This is a genomic window from Enteractinococcus coprophilus (assembly GCF_006716305.1).
GTDB classification, from domain to species: Bacteria; Actinomycetota; Actinomycetes; order Actinomycetales; family Micrococcaceae; genus Yaniella; species Yaniella coprophila.
The window spans coordinates 64,780-81,498 of the sequence record NZ_VFOU01000002.1 but is presented as its reverse complement, the minus strand read 5'-3'; the positions used below and the strand labels follow the sequence as shown (position 1 = coordinate 81,498).

General features: G+C 58.8%; 16 protein-coding genes and 2 tRNA genes. 3 read left to right on the top strand and 15 right to left on the bottom strand.

Going from position 1 to position 16,719, the window contains the following annotated elements:
• Positions 1-7 precede the first annotated feature (7 nt).
• The 4 genes from coaD to FB556_RS05160 form a co-directional block, all read right to left on the bottom strand.
• A complete protein-coding gene (gene coaD / locus FB556_RS05175) occupies positions 8-478 on the bottom strand; it encodes a pantetheine-phosphate adenylyltransferase (protein WP_141865512.1) in 471 nt (156 codons plus the stop codon).
• Between the two features lie 65 nt (positions 479-543).
• Entirely contained in the window at positions 544-1,113 is a 570-nt protein-coding gene (locus FB556_RS05170; protein WP_141865510.1) for an RsmD family RNA methyltransferase, read from the bottom strand.
• Positions 1,114-1,116: 3 nt separating this feature from the next.
• Complete coding sequence (locus FB556_RS05165) at positions 1,117-3,315, bottom strand: ATP-dependent DNA helicase RecG (protein WP_141865508.1); 2,199 nt, start codon at positions 3,313-3,315, stop codon at positions 1,117-1,119.
• A 3-nt stretch (positions 3,316-3,318) separates the two neighbouring features.
• Positions 3,319-4,386: a DAK2 domain-containing protein gene (locus FB556_RS05160; protein WP_246057223.1), complete on the bottom strand. Its 1,068-nt coding sequence runs from the start codon at positions 4,384-4,386 to the stop codon at positions 3,319-3,321.
• A gap of 173 nt (positions 4,387-4,559) precedes the next feature.
• Here FB556_RS05160 and FB556_RS05155 point away from each other — a divergent pair, with 173 nt between their 5' ends.
• The gene (locus tag FB556_RS05155; protein WP_141865506.1) at positions 4,560-5,099 is read left to right on the top strand and encodes a DUF3515 family protein; all 540 of its coding nucleotides are present in this window, start codon (positions 4,560-4,562) and stop codon (positions 5,097-5,099) included.
• A 7-nt stretch (positions 5,100-5,106) separates the two neighbouring features.
• Here the strand turns inward: FB556_RS05155 and FB556_RS05150 are convergent, their stop codons facing one another.
• The 6 genes from FB556_RS05150 to leuC all read right to left on the bottom strand — a co-directional run bounded on the left by FB556_RS05150 (position 5,107) and on the right by leuC (position 11,545).
• Positions 5,107-6,249, bottom strand: a complete 1,143-nt coding sequence (locus FB556_RS05150; protein WP_141865504.1) for a D-alanine--D-alanine ligase family protein — start codon at positions 6,247-6,249, stop codon at positions 5,107-5,109.
• On the bottom strand, positions 6,246-7,280 hold the full coding sequence (locus tag FB556_RS05145) for an NAD(P)H-dependent glycerol-3-phosphate dehydrogenase (protein ID WP_141865502.1): 1,035 nt from the start codon (positions 7,278-7,280) through the stop codon (positions 6,246-6,248). Before FB556_RS05145 ends, FB556_RS05150 begins: the two co-directional genes overlap by 4 nt.
• Positions 7,281-7,289: 9 nt before the next feature.
• The gene (locus tag FB556_RS05140; protein WP_246057222.1) at positions 7,290-7,997 is read right to left on the bottom strand and encodes a lysophospholipid acyltransferase family protein; all 708 of its coding nucleotides are present in this window, start codon (positions 7,995-7,997) and stop codon (positions 7,290-7,292) included.
• A 20-nt stretch (positions 7,998-8,017) separates the two neighbouring features.
• On the bottom strand, positions 8,018-9,346 hold the full coding sequence (gene murA, locus FB556_RS05135) for a UDP-N-acetylglucosamine 1-carboxyvinyltransferase (protein WP_141865500.1): 1,329 nt from the start codon (positions 9,344-9,346) through the stop codon (positions 8,018-8,020).
• Positions 9,347-9,448: 102 nt separating this feature from the next.
• Positions 9,449-10,057, bottom strand: coding sequence for a 3-isopropylmalate dehydratase small subunit (leuD, locus tag FB556_RS05130; RefSeq protein WP_141866486.1), 609 nt, complete (start codon positions 10,055-10,057; stop codon positions 9,449-9,451).
• 39 nt (positions 10,058-10,096) lie between these two features.
• Entirely contained in the window at positions 10,097-11,545 is a 1,449-nt protein-coding gene (leuC, locus tag FB556_RS05125) for a 3-isopropylmalate dehydratase large subunit (RefSeq protein WP_141865498.1), read from the bottom strand.
• A gap of 156 nt (positions 11,546-11,701) precedes the next feature.
• Here leuC and FB556_RS05120 point away from each other — a divergent pair, with 156 nt between their 5' ends.
• Entirely contained in the window at positions 11,702-12,418 is a 717-nt protein-coding gene (locus tag FB556_RS05120; RefSeq protein ID WP_141865496.1) for an IclR family transcriptional regulator, read from the top strand.
• On the opposite strand, the gene FB556_RS05115 is transcribed toward FB556_RS05120, so the two are convergent.
• The gene (locus FB556_RS05115) at positions 12,415-13,404 is read right to left on the bottom strand and encodes a thiamine-phosphate kinase (RefSeq protein ID WP_170200378.1); all 990 of its coding nucleotides are present in this window, start codon (positions 13,402-13,404) and stop codon (positions 12,415-12,417) included. The two genes, FB556_RS05120 and FB556_RS05115, sit on opposite strands and share 4 nt — an antisense overlap.
• A gap of 113 nt (positions 13,405-13,517) precedes the next feature.
• On the opposite strand from FB556_RS05115, the gene FB556_RS05110 reads away from it, so the two are divergent.
• Positions 13,518-13,997 carry an NUDIX hydrolase gene (locus tag FB556_RS05110; RefSeq protein ID WP_141865492.1) on the top strand — a complete coding sequence of 160 codons (480 nt, stop codon included), beginning with the start codon at positions 13,518-13,520 and terminating at the stop codon, positions 13,995-13,997.
• Between the two features lie 208 nt (positions 13,998-14,205).
• On the opposite strand, the gene FB556_RS05105 is transcribed toward FB556_RS05110, so the two are convergent.
• The 4 genes from FB556_RS05105 to gltX all read right to left on the bottom strand — a co-directional run bounded on the left by FB556_RS05105 (position 14,206) and on the right by gltX (position 16,658).
• Positions 14,206-14,278 (bottom strand) — tRNA-Glu (locus FB556_RS05105).
• 43 nt (positions 14,279-14,321) lie between these two features.
• Positions 14,322-14,393, bottom strand: a tRNA-Gln gene (locus tag FB556_RS05100).
• A 40-nt stretch (positions 14,394-14,433) separates the two neighbouring features.
• Positions 14,434-15,153: an HAD family hydrolase gene (locus tag FB556_RS05095; RefSeq protein WP_141865490.1), complete on the bottom strand. Its 720-nt coding sequence runs from the start codon at positions 15,151-15,153 to the stop codon at positions 14,434-14,436.
• Positions 15,147-16,658, bottom strand: coding sequence for a glutamate--tRNA ligase (gene gltX / locus FB556_RS05090; protein ID WP_141865488.1), 1,512 nt, complete (start codon positions 16,656-16,658; stop codon positions 15,147-15,149). Before gltX ends, FB556_RS05095 begins: the two co-directional genes overlap by 7 nt.
• Between the last annotated feature and the right edge of the window lie 61 nt (positions 16,659-16,719).

The window sequence follows — 16,719 nt, the reverse complement described above, 5'->3', positions numbered from 1 at the left end:
CTGGCGCTTATTTTAAGCCGAAACGCTGGGCGACAGCATAGGGAATGAATTCCGAGATGTCCCCTTTGAAGCCAACGATCTCTTTGACCAGTGTCGAGGAGACATGCTGGTAGCGCGCATCAGCCGGTAAGAAGACTGTCTCAACGCCTGAGAGGTGGCGATTGAAAGTGGCCATGGGCATCTCGTAATTGAGGTCGCCTGAGTTGCGTACACCTTTGACGAGGGCTTGCGCGCCGTGTTCACGTGCGAAGTCTGCAATCAGCCCGCTACCCATCGGGATGACGGTGACGCCTTGGATGGCGCGAACGGTCTCGGTAATCATGTCCATGCGCTCTTGTAGGCTGAACCGGTAATTTTTTGCCGGGTTATTCGAAACTGCGACAATCACTTCTTCAAAAAGTGAGGCGGCTCGAACAATGATTTCGATGTGGCCGTTGTGGACTGGGTCAAAGGAGCCGGGGCATACTGCACGTTGCATACGTGTCAATGTAGTCCATAACAATAGGGTCTGCTATCTTCCACCACCGAGGTTACGAAAAATAATTAATACCCAACTCGGCGCACGAAGTAGACCATGGCTTCGCCATATCGTCTAGCATCCACCACGTAGGTGCCCTCAGGCCATGCTGGCTCGTCAGATTTCACTGCTTGTTCTAAGACGAACAACCCGTCGTCCATCAGCGCCTGGAATGCTTGGGTGATAGTCACCAGTAGTTCGTCTTGGTCAAGATCGTAGGGTGGGTCTGCCAGAATAACGTCCCAACTGGATTCCGGGGTTGTTTGTAGGAAGCGGTGGACTGGCATGTGACTGATGTCCACGATCTGTTGGCCCAATGCCTTGTTGACTATGGCGGCGTTAGCTTCAGCGACTTGCACTGCTGTTCGAGCGGTCTCGACCCCGATGACTTTGACTGCACCGCGGGAAGCTGCTTCCACGGCCAGGCCTGCGGAGCCCGTGTAGAGATCCAGGACCGCATTGCCTTCAAGCCAATCCCGGGACTCCAGCCACGAGAAGACGGCTTCCTTAGCGCGTTCGGTAGTGGGACGAGTATTGGAACCGGGCACGGATTTGAGTGGCAGTCCCCCGGCTTGACCGGCAACAATCTTTGACATCGATTAGTTCTTCTCAAGGTAGTCGGATGATTCTTCGTGCGCTGTTTCCCATTCCTCAACGGCCGCTACTAATTGCGGGTATGCCGTGAGGCCTTCGTCAGCGCTCAGTGCCTGATTCACCCAGCTGGCAGCGTCATTGATCAGCTCGGCGTGCTGGATGACGCGTAGCACCTTCAACTGGCTCGCATAGCCGTGTTGGGCGGCACCGAGCACGTCGCCTTCACCGCGCTGTTCTACATCGGCCTTGGCGATCTCAAAGCCGTCTTCGGTGGCTTCAATAATGGCCAGCCGATCCAGCGACGGGTGGTGATCGGGCAACCGGGTGGCCAAGAAGCAGCGAGCGGCAGCTTCTCCACGACCTACACGGCCGCGGAGCTGGTGCAGGGTGGACAGCCCGAAGTATTCGGGGTCCAGGATGGCCATCACGGTGGCGTTGGGGACGTCGACACCGACTTCGATGATGGTGGTTGCCACGAGAATGTCGATCTGGCCAGCAACGAACTCCCCCATGATCTCATCCTGGGTTTGCTGGTCTTGTCGACCGTGCAGGCTATCGATGGTCGCGTTGGCAAAGACTGGAACATTGCGCAGGGTTTCGGTGATGTCGACCACGTTGGCAGCGTGGGCATCTGAGGAGAGGTCATCGGCATCCTCGTGTCCTGCGGTATCCGACGGGTCGATCTTCGGACAGACGACGAAGGCCTGGCGTCCAGCGGCGATCTCTTCGGCGATGATCTCCCACACGCGCTGGATAATTCTTGGACCATGAGCCATGCGCGCCAGATAGGTGGTGACCGGTTTACGACCAGACGGCAGGCCGTAGAGCACCGTCACGTCCAGGTCGCCGAAGACCGTCATGGCCACTGAACGTGGGATCGGGGTGGCGGTCATGACCAGCATGTGTACCCCAGGGTTGGCCTGACGGAGGGCTTCGCGTTGGTCGACGCCGAAGCGGTGCTGTTCATCGATCACCACGAGCCCAAGATCGGCAAAATTTACATGATCCGAAAAGATCGCGTGCGTGGCGATGACAATGCCAGCCTGTCCAGTGGTGATCTTCAGCAGGGCTTCTTGTTTTTGCCCCGTGGTCATCGAGCCGGTGAGTAAAACGACTTCGGTCGCTGGTCCCTGCCATGAGGTCAGTTGTCCGGCGGTCGCCAACGGTCCCAGCGTGTTGGTGATCGATCGGTAGTGCTGTCCGGCGAGCACTTCGGTGGGCGCGACGAGCACGGCTTGTGCGCCGGCGTCCACGACCTGTGCCATAGCTCGCAGCGCCACCAGGGTCTTGCCCGACCCGACCTCACCCTGCAGCAGGCGGGACATCGGGTGTTCGGAATTCAGCTCTGCTGCGATTTCGGCCCCGGCCTCTTGCTGCCCCGGGGTCAATTCGAAAGGTAGCTGGGCGTCCAGATGGGCCAATACACCGGCGTCTGTGGGCGGGTAGGGCGTGGCCGGGATGACCGTGCGGTTGTGCAGGCGGCGTCGTGCCAGCAACGTTTGCAGAATGAGTGCTTCCTGGGCTGCGAAGCGGCGGCGAGCAGCTCGTGCTTGGCCGAGGTCCGCGGGCCGGTGAATGTGCTGGTAGGCCACCGACAGTGCCGGCAGATCCTGGTTGAGCGTGTTCAAGAACTCTTGGGGCACCGGGTCGCTGATGGCTGCCCAGTTGATGGCGTCGAGCACGAGTTCAATGGCAGAACGGATAGTCCAGGAGGGCAGTTTAGCTTTTGCCGCATAGACGGGCATGGGTGACAGGTCGGCCTCGGAGAGGTCATGTTCTTCAGGCAGGACCGTGAACTCGGGGTTGGTCAGGGTCAGCTCGCCGCGATAGGTCGAGGTCTTGCCGTGGAACATCGCCAGGGTATCGGGTGTCAGCTGGTCCTTGGCGGCGTAGCCGTTGAAAAACGCCATGGACAAGGTCCCGGGTAGGCCGGTATCGGAGGCCTCGTCGGAGACCGTGACATTGACTATGAAGCCTTTGCGGGCCTGCATGGGTCGGACCGTGGTTTTTTGCACCCGGGCGATCACGGTGACCTGTTCGCCCAGGGGCAGTTGGACGATGGGGGTCAGTTCGCCGCGTTCGATGTACCGGCGGGGAAAGTAGTTCAGGGCGTGACCGGTGGTGGTGATCCCAAGGTGCTTTGCGAGTTGCTCGGCGGTTTTGTTTCCGAGCAATGGTGCAAGCGGCTGGTTGAACGGGTCCACTACTTAGGGTTCTCTGTGCTGGGCTTCTGTGATGGGTTGACACGAGACATCAACGTTGTTGCCGGTGTGCAGCGGGGTGATGGCCAGGTTTTCGGTCTCCCCCAGCGGCTGGATCAGTCGCATCGCGTCATCCGGTTCTGCCACGTGGACGTGAACGCGCCAGCGAATACGGCCTTCGTCGTCTTCGATCGTGTTGATCGGGCTCATAATGACCGAGTTACCGATCTCGTTGAGCCCAATGCGCAGGGTTGCGGCATCTAACGGGGTCAGCTGCAGCGAGCACATGATCTCGTAGGCTTCGGCGACTTCCATGCCCTGGTGCACGTGGGGGTGGGCCACGTGGAACCCGTGGATGGATTCCAGGATTTCGGGGTCAAGCGATTGGCCCTGGACGGTGGCGCGCAGGGAATCAAAGACTAATAGCAGCCCGGTGGCTCCGGCGTCGACGACCTGAGCTTCGGACAGCTGGGCCAGTTGGTTTTCGGTTTCTTCGACCGCCAACCATACGGTTTCCACGATGCGCGAGGTCATCTCACCTAGGGTTTTGCGGGAGTTCTGGGAGTCCTCGGGCTGGTGAGTAATTGAAGCTCGGAAGTTTGCTGCGGTAGCAGCAGCGGTGTCCAGGATGGTCAGCATGGTGCCCTCCTGGGGATCGGACAGTGCGGCCCAGGCAGCTGCACTGGCACGCTGCAGGCCTAGAGCCAATAGCGGTGCGGTCAGGCGTGGACCTTTGGTGAGGGGTTCGGCAAGGGCGTTGAGCATCACGGCGATCAGGGTGCCGGAGTTGCCTTGTGCGTGATCCAGGGCGGCGGTGGCGGCAGTGGCCAGGGCTGTACCGGCGCTGGCATTGGCATCGACGTCCTCGAGCGCCCGGGTTGCAGCGGCGACCGTGTGGTAAAGGTTGGAACCGGTATCGCCATCGGGCACCGGGAAGATGTTGATCGCATTGAGACGATCGGAGTTGTTGCCGAGGGCTGACTCGGCGAGCTTTAACCAATTGAAGATAAGCTTGGCCGACCCGTGGTCATTGTGAGCACCGGTGGCAAGTGGTGGTTGCGTTACTTCAGTCATAGTTTGGTCATCCCGTGTCCAACCCTCGTTCGAAGGGTCTACATCACATGCCACCATAGTATCGCGCTTGAGCCCTGTCACGTTGGCGCGCAGGACAAGAGCCGAAATTCTTGATGGCTGCCAGCGGCGAAAACTGCCGGGAGCGGGTCGTTGGGTGTTTTAGGGTTAGTGGTATGTCGAAAACAACTCGTGTCCTGCGTGGTGCTGCACTGGCTGCCGTGTCTGGTCTGACCTTGACGGCCTGTACTTCGATAGTTGCCGGGATTGAGGTTGCCCCGGATGCTACGAACCCGCAGTGTGCTGAAGCCATGGTGGCAATGCCCGAGGAGATTGCGGGGCATGAGCGTCGTCGGACGGATTCGCAGTCGACGGCCGCCTGGGGGGATCCTGCCGTGGCGGTGTTTCGCTGTGGCGTGGAGATTCCCGGCCCAACCACGGATGAATGTGTTGGGGCCAATGGTGTGGACTGGGTTGTTCGTGAAGAAGGTGCCAACTGGCGGATTACCACCTATGGGCGGGATCCGGCCATGGAAGTGCTCTTTGATGGTGAGCGGGTCGCTTCTTCTTCAGTGATGGTAGATGTCGGCAATGCTGCTGCACGGATTCCGGCCGACGGCGGGTGTACTGACCCCAAGGATGCTGAAGTCATTCCGGGTGTGGATGATCTAGATGATCGGATTCCTGAGGGTCAGGCTCCGCAGGAGGATCAATAGCGCAAGCCTAGCCCTGTTGGGCCAGTTGCAGCAGGGTGTCGATGAGTTCCGGGTACTCAATGCCGGTGCGCTGCCACATTTGTGGGTACATCGAGATCGGGGTGAACCCGGGCATCGTGTTAATTTCGTTGATGATCAGTTCGTTGTCGTACGTGTAGAAAAAATCCACTCGGGATAGGCCTGCAGCATCTACGGCTTGGAATGCGGTGACCGCCTGGGTGCGGACGAGCTCGGTGACATCTTCGTCGAGTTCTGCCGGGCAGGACAGTTCGGCGCTGTCGGCCGATTGGTATTTCGAAGTGAAGTCGTAGAACTGGAAGTCTTGATCGTCGTCGGTCACCACGATCTCGCCCGGGTAGGATGCCTTGGGTTTGGCACCGTTGAGGCCATCGAGCACTCCGCATTCGATTTCGCGGCCTAGGATGCCTTGTTCGACCACGACTTTGGTGTCGTATTCGCGAGCGTGTTCGATGGCTTTCTCGAGCTCTGAGAGCATGGTGATGCGGGTGATGCCCAGCGAAGAGCCTCCGCGTGCGGGTTTCACAAACAGTGGCAGTTCCAGTGCGGCGATCGCTTCGAGTGCTGCGGTGCGGTTGGTGCGCCAGTCGGCGTCGGTCACCGTGACCCAGGGGCCGACTTTCAGCCCGGCGTGTTGGAAGGCGATCTTCATGAAGTGTTTATCCATGCCCACGGCTGAGGCCAGGACTCCGGCACCGACGTAGGGCACGTTGAGGGTTTCAAACAGGCCCTGGACCGTGCCGTCTTCACCGTTGGGGCCATGGAGCAGTGGGAAAGCCACGTCGATATCGGCGATGACCTTGCCGTCGACATCGATCAGCTGGGTGGACGAATTCACGGAGCGCAGAGCGACCGGCGTGGTCGTTGCTGGTACTTCGGGCAGCTCATCTGATAGCGCGGTGGTGTGCGTCGTCTCGACGGGGCGCTGGTTGATCAGGGTGGCCACCGACCAGGGGGCATCTTCGGGTTGGTGGGTGCCAGCCAGGACCCAGTCGCCGTGGTGGTTGATGCCTACCGGGATGGGCGTGTAATCGTCGCGGTCCAGTGCGTTGAGGACCCCGACTGCCGTGACGATGGATACGGGGTGTTCTGGGGATTGGCCGCCGAATAGAACAAGAACGTTTTTGGTCACAGTCGTGCCTCCGGTTTTAGATCACGTCCGAGCAGCAGCTGGGCGATATCGGTGATTTCGATGGTGCCGTTGACGACGGCATTGACGGCTTCAGCGATCGGCATTTCGACCCCGACCGAGTGTGCCAGGGCCACAACGGCGCTGACGGATTTGATGCCTTCGGCGGTTTGGCGCATTTGGGCCACGACTTGATCGGTGTTGTGGCCTTGGCCGTAAAATTTGCCGGCTGTGCGGTTGCGCGATAGCGGGGAGGCGCAGGTGGCCACCAGGTCGCCGAGGCCTGCGAGCCCGGCCAGGGTGTCGGGGTGGGCGCCCAGCGCGGAGGCCAACCGGGTGGTTTCGGTCAGTCCGCGGGTGATGATCGATGCTTTGGAGTTATCCCCGAAGCCTTGCCCGTCGGTCAGACCCACGGCCAGGGCGATGATGTTCTTGACCACGCCGCCGATTTCTACGCCCACAACGTCGGTATTGCGGTAGGGACGGAAGTAGGACGAGGCGGTCATGGCCGCAACCCACTCGGCGGTGGGTTCGTATTGGCAGGCGATCACGGTTGCGGTAGGTTCCCGGCGCGCGATTTCTTTGGCCAGGTTGGGTCCGGAGACCACAACGAATTGTTCGGGCGGCAGGTTGAGTTCTTCGGTGAAGACCTTCGACATTGTCGCCTGGGTGGAGCGCTCCAGCCCCTTGATCAATGAGACCAGGATGGCGTCAGAATCGATATCTTCCGCGACGTTGGCGATCGTTTCGCGGGCCTGTTGAGCCGGTACGGCGACCACCACGAGTTCGGCACCGGTGACAGCTTCCACCGGGTCGATGGTCGCGATGATCGACTCGGGCAGGATTAGGTCATCGAGATATTCACTGTTGAGGTGATGAGTGTTGATGTCTTCAACGACCTCCGCTCGGCGTGCCCACAGTCGGATGTTGATGGTCTCTTCGCGCTCAATGGCAGCGTCGGCTAATACTTTGGCAAATGTCGTCCCCCACGACCCAGCACCAAGGATTGCCACGGTTACGTGATCGGTGGTCATCGAGACTCCTTAGCGTTGTTGTGCCGGGTTGAAACGTTTCTCTGGTGGGGTTTCGCCGCGGAGCGGTGCCATCAGGTCGGTGATCTCGCCCATAACCTGATCGGTGGCTGCGCCCAGATCTTTGGCGGTTGGCTGCTCCAGATCGCGCAACCACGCAAGGTCAGACTCTGTACCCACCCGAATAGCCGAGGTGCGCCGCGGGAAGACCTTGGGAACCTTTGCACCCTTGGGAAGGGTTTCATGGACTCCCCACTGACCGACCGGGATCACCGGTGCGCCAGTGGACAGCGCCAGGCGTATCATCCCGAGCCTACCAATCATGGGCCACATATCCGGGTCTTTGGTAGTCGTGCCTTCGGGATAGATGACGATGACCCCGTTTTCGGCGAGGACTTCTTCGGCCATTTTCAACGAATCGATGCTGCGTCCGGCGCGATCCACGGGGATTTGTTTCATCCAGTACAGCGATCGGCCGATAATAGGCAGATCGAAGAGCTCTTTTTTAGCTAAAAAGTGTGGGATGCGCCCGGAAGTGTAGACCATGTGTCCCACGTAGAGCGGATCCAGGTGGGAGATGTGGTTGGCAGCGAGAATCATGCCGGTATCTGGCAGGTTTTCTTGGCCTTGCCAGTCGCGACGCATCAGCAACATGTTCATGGGCAGCACGATGGATGCCGCTGACGCATACACGGCACGCTGCCCCAGAGAATAGGACACTTGAGAGAGCTCTCCAGAAGTTAGTTCACTTTAACGGGGATTTCGATATCTGCGCCGAGGCCTTCAAGTTTATCGAAGAACTTCTCGTAACCGCGATTGATCACGTCAATTCCGGTGGCGCGTGAGGTGCCTTTAGCGGCCAGTGCTGCCAGCACGTGGGAGAAGCCTCCGCGCAAATCAGGAATGGTGAAGTCAGTTCCGGTCAGCTCTGCTGGACCGGAGATAACGGCGGAGTGCAAAAAGTTGCGCTGGCCAAAACGGCAAGGCACCGAGCCCAGGCATTCACGGTGCAATTGGATCGAGGCGCCCATGCGAATCAAGGCGTCGGTGAAGCCGAACCGATCTTCGTATACCGTCTCGTGGACAATCGACACGCCTTCGGCTTGACTCAGCGCCACGACGAGTGGTTGTTGCCAGTCGGTCATGAATCCGGGGTGAACATCGGTTTCTAAGACCAGTGGGTTGAGGTCTGCTCCCCCACGCCAGAACCGGATCCCGGAGTCAGAAACTTCGAAGTCGCCGCCGATTTTACGGTAGACGTTCAAGAACGCGGTCAGATCGCGTTGGGTTGCGCCTTCGACGTAGATGTCGCCGTCGGTGACTAACGCTGCGGTGGCCCAGGATGCGGTTTCGTTGCGGTCGTTCAGTGCGGCGTGGTTGTAGCCGCCCAGTTCCGGAACCCCTTCAATGCGGATAGTCCGGTCGGTCTGGACAGTAATGATCGCACCCATTTTTTGCAGTACGTGGATCAGATCGTGGATCTCGGGTTCGACAGCTGCACCTTTGAGTTCGGTGATGCCATCGGCTCTGACCGCGGTCAACAACACCTGTTCGGTGGCACCAACTGACGGGTAGGGCAGCTCGAGTTTGGCGCCGGTGAGACGGTGCGGGGCACGAATGTAGGTACCGGTGGGTTCTTTGGAGACTTCGGCACCGAATTGCCGTAGCACTTCGAGATGGTAGTCAATGGGACGGTCACCGATCTTGCATCCCCCAAGATCAGGAATGAATGCCGCACCGATGGTGTGCATCAGCGGGCCGCAAAACAGAATCGGGATCCGCGAGTCTCCGGCAAAGGCATCGATTTCTGCGTTATTGGCGGTTTTCAGCCCGGACGGATCCATGTAGATCTCACCGGCTTCTTTATCGTGCTCAACAACGACTCCGTGCAACCGGAGTAGCCCGGTGACAACCTCAACGTCTTTAATTTCCGGGACGTTGCGGATCACCGATGGTTTAGAGCCCAGTAAGGCAGCGACCATCGCTTTGGGAACCAGGTTCTTGGCCCCACGAACGGTGACTTTACCCTTGAGAGGTTTTCCTCCGTGAATGGTCAACACGTTAGACATATATGCTTCTTACCTTCCATACCTCGTGACACGAGGTCGCTCGCAAACCACCGGTGGCGCGCTGAATTCGTTGCCAACGATTTACATTGTAAGCGACGAAGCCTAAACCTCGGAAAGTTTGGCCGGGAGCGTTTTCGGTTTGAAGCTGGGCCGAGTTTTCTCAAATTCGGTGATGTCTGTTTCGTTTCGCAAGGTCAGACCAATATCGTCGAGACCTTCCATCAAACGCCAGCGGGTGTAGTCATCAATGTGGAACCGTGTTGACACCGGACCGCATTCGATCAGGCGATTTTCCAAATCGACGGTGACTTTCGCACCCGGATTATTTTCCAGTTCTTTCCAGATCACTTCGACATCTGTCTGGTCGATCTGTGCGGCCACCAGACCCTGTTTGCCAGCGTTGGAACGGAAGATATCACCGAAGCGTGCGGAGATCACGGCTTTGAAACCGTAGTCGCGCAGCGCCCAGACGGCGTGTTCACGTGACGACCCCGTCCCAAAGTCTGGGCCGGCTACCAGCACGGTGCCGGTGGAATAGGGTGCTTTATTGAGGATGAAGTCTTCGTCGTTACGCCAGCGGGAGAACAGGGCGTCCTCGAAGCCGGTTTTGGTGATGCGCTTCAAAAAGTGTGCCGGGATAATCTGATCGGTATCAACGTTGGATGCGCGAAGTGGAACGCCCACACCGGTGTGCGTTACGAATTTTTCCAATGACATGGTTGTGTGCCTCTTTCGTATCGTGGGTGCAGGTTAGTTCGGTGCAACGATGTAGTCGGTGATCCCCAGATCAGATGGGGAGGCCAGCGTGCCGCGCACGGCGGTGGCTGCTGCGACCACCGGGGAGACCAGGTGGGTGCGGCCGCCTTTGCCTTGGCGGCCTTCGAAGTTGCGGTTTGAGGTGGATGCAGCGCGTTCGCCTGGCTCTAATTGGTCGGGGTTCATACCCAGACACATCGAGCAGCCGGCAAAACGCCAATCGGCACCGAATTCCCGGAAGATCTTATCCAAGCCCTCTTCTTCGGCCTGCAAGCGGACCTGCATCGAGCCCGGCACGACCATCATGCGGATGTTCTCGGCTTTCTGACGGCCCTGAATCACAGCGGCTGCCATACGAAGGTCTTCGATGCGAGCGTTAGTGCACGAACCCAAGAACACGGTGTCGACCGGGATGTCCTTCATCGGAGTGCCGGCTTCTAAGCCCATGTATTCCAATGCACGTTCGGCCGCGGCTTTATCCGACGGATCATCGAAGTCTTCTGGCCCAGGCACGGTATCCGATAAGAACACACCCTGGCCCGGGTTGGTGCCCCAGGTGACGAACGGTTCGAGCTCGTCGGCATCGATGGTGATCTCGGCATCGAAGGTTGCGCCCTCATCGGTGGCCAGGGATCGCCAGTACTCTACGGCTGCATCCCAGTCGTCGCCTTCTGGCGCGTGTGGGCGGCCCTTGAGGTATGCAAAGGTGGTGTCATCCGGTGCGATCATCCCGGCGCGAGCCCCGGCTTCGATCGACATGTTGCAGATGGTCATGCGCGCTTCCATGGACAGCGCTTCGATGGCTTCGCCACGGTATTCCAGCACGTAGCCCTGACCGCCGCCGGTGCCAATTTTGGCGATCACGGCCAAGATGATGTCTTTCGACGACACCCCTGGTTTCAGGGTGCCGGTGACGTTGATGGCCATGGTTTTGAATGGCATCATCGGCAGGGTCTGGGTGGCCAGAACGTGTTCTACCTCTGAGGTACCAATACCAAAGGCCAGCGCGCCAAAGGCACCGTGGGTCGAGGTGTGCGAGTCACCGCACACGACCGTGGTGCCGGGTTGGGTCAACCCGAGCTGGGGGCCGACCACGTGGACAATGCCTTGTTCGGCGTCGCCCAGGGAGTGCAAACGAATGCCGAATTCTTCAGCATTGGTGCGCAGGGCGTCCACCTGCTTGCGCGAGGTGGGTTCAGCGATCATCTCGTTGATGTTCATGGTTGGGACGTTGTGGTCTTCAACGCCAATCGTCAGATCGGGGCGGCGCACTGGGCGGCCAGCCAAGCGTAGGCCTTCGAAAGCCTGCGGGGAAGTTACCTCATGCACCATGTGTAGGTCGATGTAGAGCAGGTCAGGGGTCTGAACGTCGCCCTGTTTTTCTCCTTCAACGACAATGTGGTCGTCCCACACTTTTTCTGCCAAAGTTCGTGGCGTACTCATGAGAGGTATTCCTACTTTCTTCCGATCAAAAGGTCTTCGTGCCATTAATCTCGCACTTGAGAGAAAAATTTGCCAAAGAGACGCCAAGTGTGTCTCAATAGATGAGACGACGATATCATAGTTTGGAATATTTAGCAGATTGGCTGAGGTGCCCGCATGGACAATCCATCAGGTGTTGGAGTGATTGATCGCTCGATAAAAATCCTGACTCGCCTTGAGGAAGGACCCGCGACCCTGCTGGAATTAGTCGAGGCCACTGGCATTGCACGCCCCACGGTGCACCGTTTGGCCGCGGCCCTGATTCATCACCGAATTGTCGCTCGTGATGAGATGTCCCGCTATGTTCTGGGCAAGCGCCTCAGCGAACTCGCCACCGCCGCCGGCACGGACCGGCTGACCGCTCTGGCCGAGCCGGTGTTGAACTGGTTGCGTGAAACCACCGGTGAATCCGCACAGATTTTTCGGGCTTATGGCCAAAGCCGAGTCTGTGTCGCATCGGTTGAACGCCCCATTGGGTTGCGCGATTCGATTCCAGTGGGCACCGAATTTTCGATGAAGGCCGGATCTGCCGCCCAGGTGTTACTCGCCTGGCAAGATCACCTCTCTCTGGCCGGGGGTCTCCAGGAGGCCGCATTTTCCTCTGCAACCCTAGCCTCGGTGCGTCGTCGCGGCTGGGCACAATCGGTCGGCGAGCGTGAAGCCGGAGTCGCCTCGGTGTCTGCTCCAGTACGCAATGGTCAGGGGCCCGTCATTGCTGCGATCTCGATTTCCGGGCCCGTTGAGCGTTTGACCCGCAACCCGGGACGCTATCACGGCTCGACCGTGGTGACCGCGGCCAACCGGTTGAGCCAGATCATCGAGTACGAAGGTTAGAAATGATCCCAGCCAGTAGTCGCCGGGCGCTCTTGGGGCTGGCTGGTGAGCTGACCAATGATCTCCCAGCCTGCTGGCAGGTCATGTTCGGGGTTCAGGATGGCAAGTAGCCCGTAGTCCTCTCCCCCGGTCAACACCCATTGGCTGGCATCGGCGTCATAGCGATCGGCTAGTGGCTGCAGGTGTGCTGCTGTGCGTGCCACCCAAGCTGGATCGATGTGCGCATGTAGGTTATTAGCTGCTGCGAGCCGGTCAGCATCAGTCAAAATACTGTCGGAAACATCCATCATTGCTGAGACGACCCCCGCGACCTTTGGACCTTGGTCTAGGGGCGGGCGCGGGCGGAGAAATAAGCGCAGCGCCTGCAGTTCATCGCGACGCAACTGGTTGTGGGTCCCCTGGGACGCGACCACATACCCGGCGTGGGACATGCCCGCGTTGCCGGTGTGAATCAAGTGAAAGCCGGCAACATCTTCGGCAGCTTTTCGCAGTACTGGTTGGCCAATGAGGTTGGCGGTCGCGGTGATCGCCGTGGCAATCGTCTCAGCCCGAGTCAGATCCCCTCCGGAGATCACGGTCTGGGATGCGCCCAGCCAGCGGCAAGCATTGGCAATCCCGCGGCCGAAGTGAAACACCCACGCCGCAGGCGTCGTCGTCGGCATGGCTAATGAGACGCTGACTGACGATGTGACGGCTCCCATGGCATTCATATCGGAAAGATTCTGTGCCGCAAGTTTCCAGCCCGTCGAGTACCCATTATCGGTGATGCCCGAGGGCCAGGTGCGCAGAAAATGGTGGCCTTCGTTCATGGCGTCGGTGGCAATAACGAAATGGCCGCCAGGTGCGGGAATGACTGCGGCGTCGTCGCCTGGCCCAATGACACCATCGCCACTGGTGAGTCCCTGATAGCTTGCGGATAACAGGTCCAGGATCCCGGCTTCCCCAAGTTCGCCGACAGTGGTGTGGTGCAGGGCTGATAAACGCATGAGTTCTAGGGTACTCAACCCGGTGCGGCTCGCGTACCGATCACTCATTGTCACCAGCCAAGCAGGCAACGGGCTACTCGTGGTGGTGGCGGTGTGGACAGTAAGATGAGGTCATGGATGCTTCATCGACGCGTCGCCTTGCGGCCTATGGATTATGTGTACAAGATCGCGCGGTGTTGTTGGTTCAGGTGAAACACCACGATGGCTCCCGGTCCTGGACGCTGCCGGGTGGTGGTGTGGAACCGTTAGAGGATCCATTCGACACAGTAATCCGGGAGTTCACTGAAGAGACCGGGTATACCGCGACCGTGCACCGCCTATTGGGTGTCGATTCGCGCGTGATTCCGCCCGGCGAATCCTGGCGACGGGTAGCCCACCAAAACATCGGGATTTTCTACCACGTGAATATTATGAGTGGAGCCCTGCGTCAGGAGGCCAATGGTGACACGATGGACCCCACGTGGGTCGCGCTGGATCGGGTGGCCGAGCTGGATCGCTCGTCACTCGTAGACGTGGGGCTACAACTGTTCCGTAACCGACCGGTGACCGGCCATGTGGCGTCTGTGCCAATCGGCGGACCCATCCGGCACTGATCCTACTGAACTAGGATCAGTCAGAACGTACACATTTATCTGTTCTAGATCGAGTGAGTCAGAACCCACGCGCGTCTGAAGAATCTTTCCCTGGCTAGGGCAATACAGGAAGCTTTCTAGGGTTTGGCGACGTAAGAGATTCCTACGTTGGTACCGACAGCAAAACAAAAAACGACATGCATTGCGATAATGCATGTCGTCCCTCTTGTGACCCCAACGGGATTCGAACCCGTGCTACCGCCGTGAGAGGGCGGCGTACTAGGCCGCTATACGATGGGGCCGCGCTACCCTGAGGCAGCCGGTAATTTCTGTTGAAAGAAATCGCTGGGGTACCAGGACTCGAACCTAGAATGACGGTACCAGAAACCGTTGTGTTGCCAATTACACCATACCCCATTGGCTTGCTGCGTCGTGCGCAACGAGAGATAACTTTACCCTAATTTTTCCCGTTGTCAAAACGCAGCGAAGGAATGTGCAGAACATCACTGAGCGACTCAACTTTGTATACCCGATCCGGGTTGACGCGAGTATTATCGCGGTCGACCAGCAGTGATATCAGTCCGGCATCCCGTGCCCCCAGCCCGTCGTTAATGACGTCATCACCGATCATCAGGGTGTTTTCTGGGTCGGTTCCTAACTGGCGTGCCCCTTCTAAGAACATCGAGGCATGCGGCTTGGGCTTACCTGTCACATCGGTGCCGATCACGACCTCGAACGGCAGACCTGCTTGTTCCAACTTATGGGCCTGATAGTCAGTTACGTTATTCGTAGCAGCCCCATACGCGATCCCCAGATCGGTGAGCGTCTCCAACAGCGGTGGAACATCGTCGAAAGGCTTCCAATGCCGCGAGACGATGTCCTCGTAACCCACCAGCCAGAGTTCTTCATCGGGCTTGCCGTCCAGTTCCAAGATGTCCATCGCATCAACGACGCGGGCCATGCGTTGCTCGCCGAAGCTCAGTCTCCCGTTGATGTAGGCGTTGTAGTAGTCCTGTGGATCATGGACGAACGCGTCGACTGCTACTTCCAGGGCAGGATGCGATGACACCTGGTCGCCGAATTGGGTGGTCAGCTGCTGCCGGAAGGCAACATGCTGTGCCCCAGCCAGGTTGACCAGGGTGTCATCGACATCGAATAAAACGGCTTGGACTAGGATTGTGCGACCTTAAATTGGCTGATGCGTTCAAGCGATTTCTCGCGTCCTAAAATGACCAGCGACTCGAACAGCGGTGGTGACACCCGGCGTCCCGACACGGCCGTGCGAACCGGCCCGAAGGCGTGACGTGGTTTAAGTTCCAGTTCATCAATCAATGCGGTGCGCAGTGCGCCTTCGATGGACGCCAGATCCCAAGTTTCCAGGTCGGCCAGGACGTTTTCAGCTGCAGTGAGGACCTCAACCAGGTTTTGTGGCATGCCCTTCATCGCACCCTGTTCGACCTCGACGGTGTCGGTGAAGAGGAAGGCCAGCATATCAGCGGCTTCGCCCAGCAGGTGGACACGTTCTTGAACCAGTGGTGCACCCTGGGTGAGGATCTCGTATTCGCGATCCGTGAGCTTCGCGCCCACCAGCTTGCGGTCTTGCAGGTATGGAATGAGGCGATCGCGGAAATCTTCGGCCGCAAGCTTGCGGATGTGCGTGCCGTTGATTGCGATGGCTTTCTTCTCATCAAACCGTGCCGGGTTGGCTAACACGTTATGGATATCGAAGTTCGCCACGAATTCATCGGGGGTGAAGATATCTTCGTCGGCCGATAGCGACCAGCCCAGCAGGGCCAGGTAGTTCAGTAGGCCTTCGCGAATGAAACCGTTTTCGCGGTGGTGGAACAGGCTGGACTGTGGGTCACGCTTGGACAGCTTCTTGTTGCCCTCCCCCATCACGTAGGGCAGGTGACCAAATTCCGGCTGGTACTTTGCAACGCCAATGGCATAGAGCGCACCATAGAGTGCGACCTGGCGCGGGGTGGACGACAGCAGGTCTTCACCACGTAGCACGTGGGTAACACCCATCAGGGCGTCGTCGACGGGGTTCACCAGGGTGTACAGCGGAGAGCCGTCGGCGCGCACGACGACAAAGTCGGCCACGGATCCAGCACTGAAGTTGATCGGTCCGCGCACGATGTCGTTGAAGGCGATGTCGTGGTCTGGCATGCGCAGACGCCACACGGGTTTGCGGCCTTCGGCTTCGAAGCCAGCGATTTGTTCCTCGGTCAGATGGCGGTCATAGCCGTCGTAGCCCAGTTTAACGTCGCGGCCGGCTGCTTTGTGGCGTGCTTCGGTTTCTTCAGCGGTGGTATAGGACGGGTAGATGAATCCACCGTCTTTGAGTTTGGCAATGACGTCCTGGTAGATCTCCCCGCGCTGTGATTGACGGTAGGGTTCGTGCGGTCCGCCGACCTCAACGCCTTCGTCCCAGTCGATGCCCATCCAATCCATGGCATCTAACAGTTGCTGATAGGACTCTTCGGAGTCACGTTTGGCGTCGGTATCTTCGACGCGGAAGATCATTTTGCCGCCGGTGTGGCGGGCCCAGCCCCAGTTGAACAGGGCGGTACGGATCAGTCCAACGTGCGGGGTGCCGGTTGGTGAGGGTGCAAAGCGCACCCGCACTTCGGCGTCGGCTGGAACTGCTGGAATATCGTCAGGGTTACGAAGCTCGCTCATGACTGCCAAGTCTAGCGTGACCAGTTATGGTGACCTGTGTGCGTGACCGTGTTTCTAGCGG

Excerpts from the sequence above, each read along its gene's own strand:
- coaD (WP_141865512.1), bottom strand. The coding sequence starts at position 478 with ATGCAACGTGCAGTATGCCCCGGCTCCTTTGACCCAGTCCACAACGGC.
- FB556_RS05170 (WP_141865510.1), bottom strand. The coding sequence starts at position 1,113 with ATGTCAAAGATTGTTGCCGGTCAAGCCGGGGGACTGCCACTCAAATCC.
- FB556_RS05160 (WP_246057223.1), bottom strand. The coding sequence starts at position 4,386 with ATGACTGAAGTAACGCAACCACCACTTGCCACCGGTGCTCACAATGAC.
- FB556_RS05155 (WP_141865506.1), top strand. The coding sequence starts at position 4,560 with ATGTCGAAAACAACTCGTGTCCTGCGTGGTGCTGCACTGGCTGCCGTG.
- FB556_RS05145 (WP_141865502.1), bottom strand. The coding sequence starts at position 7,280 with ATGACCACCGATCACGTAACCGTGGCAATCCTTGGTGCTGGGTCGTGG.
- murA (WP_141865500.1), bottom strand. The coding sequence starts at position 9,346 with ATGTCTAACGTGTTGACCATTCACGGAGGAAAACCTCTCAAGGGTAAA.
- leuC (WP_141865498.1), bottom strand. The coding sequence starts at position 11,545 with ATGAGTACGCCACGAACTTTGGCAGAAAAAGTGTGGGACGACCACATT.
- FB556_RS05120 (WP_141865496.1), top strand. The coding sequence starts at position 11,702 with ATGGACAATCCATCAGGTGTTGGAGTGATTGATCGCTCGATAAAAATC.
- FB556_RS05115 (WP_170200378.1), bottom strand. The coding sequence starts at position 13,404 with ATGCGTTTATCAGCCCTGCACCACACCACTGTCGGCGAACTTGGGGAA.
- FB556_RS05110 (WP_141865492.1), top strand. The coding sequence starts at position 13,518 with ATGGATGCTTCATCGACGCGTCGCCTTGCGGCCTATGGATTATGTGTA.
- gltX (WP_141865488.1), bottom strand. The coding sequence starts at position 16,658 with ATGAGCGAGCTTCGTAACCCTGACGATATTCCAGCAGTTCCAGCCGAC.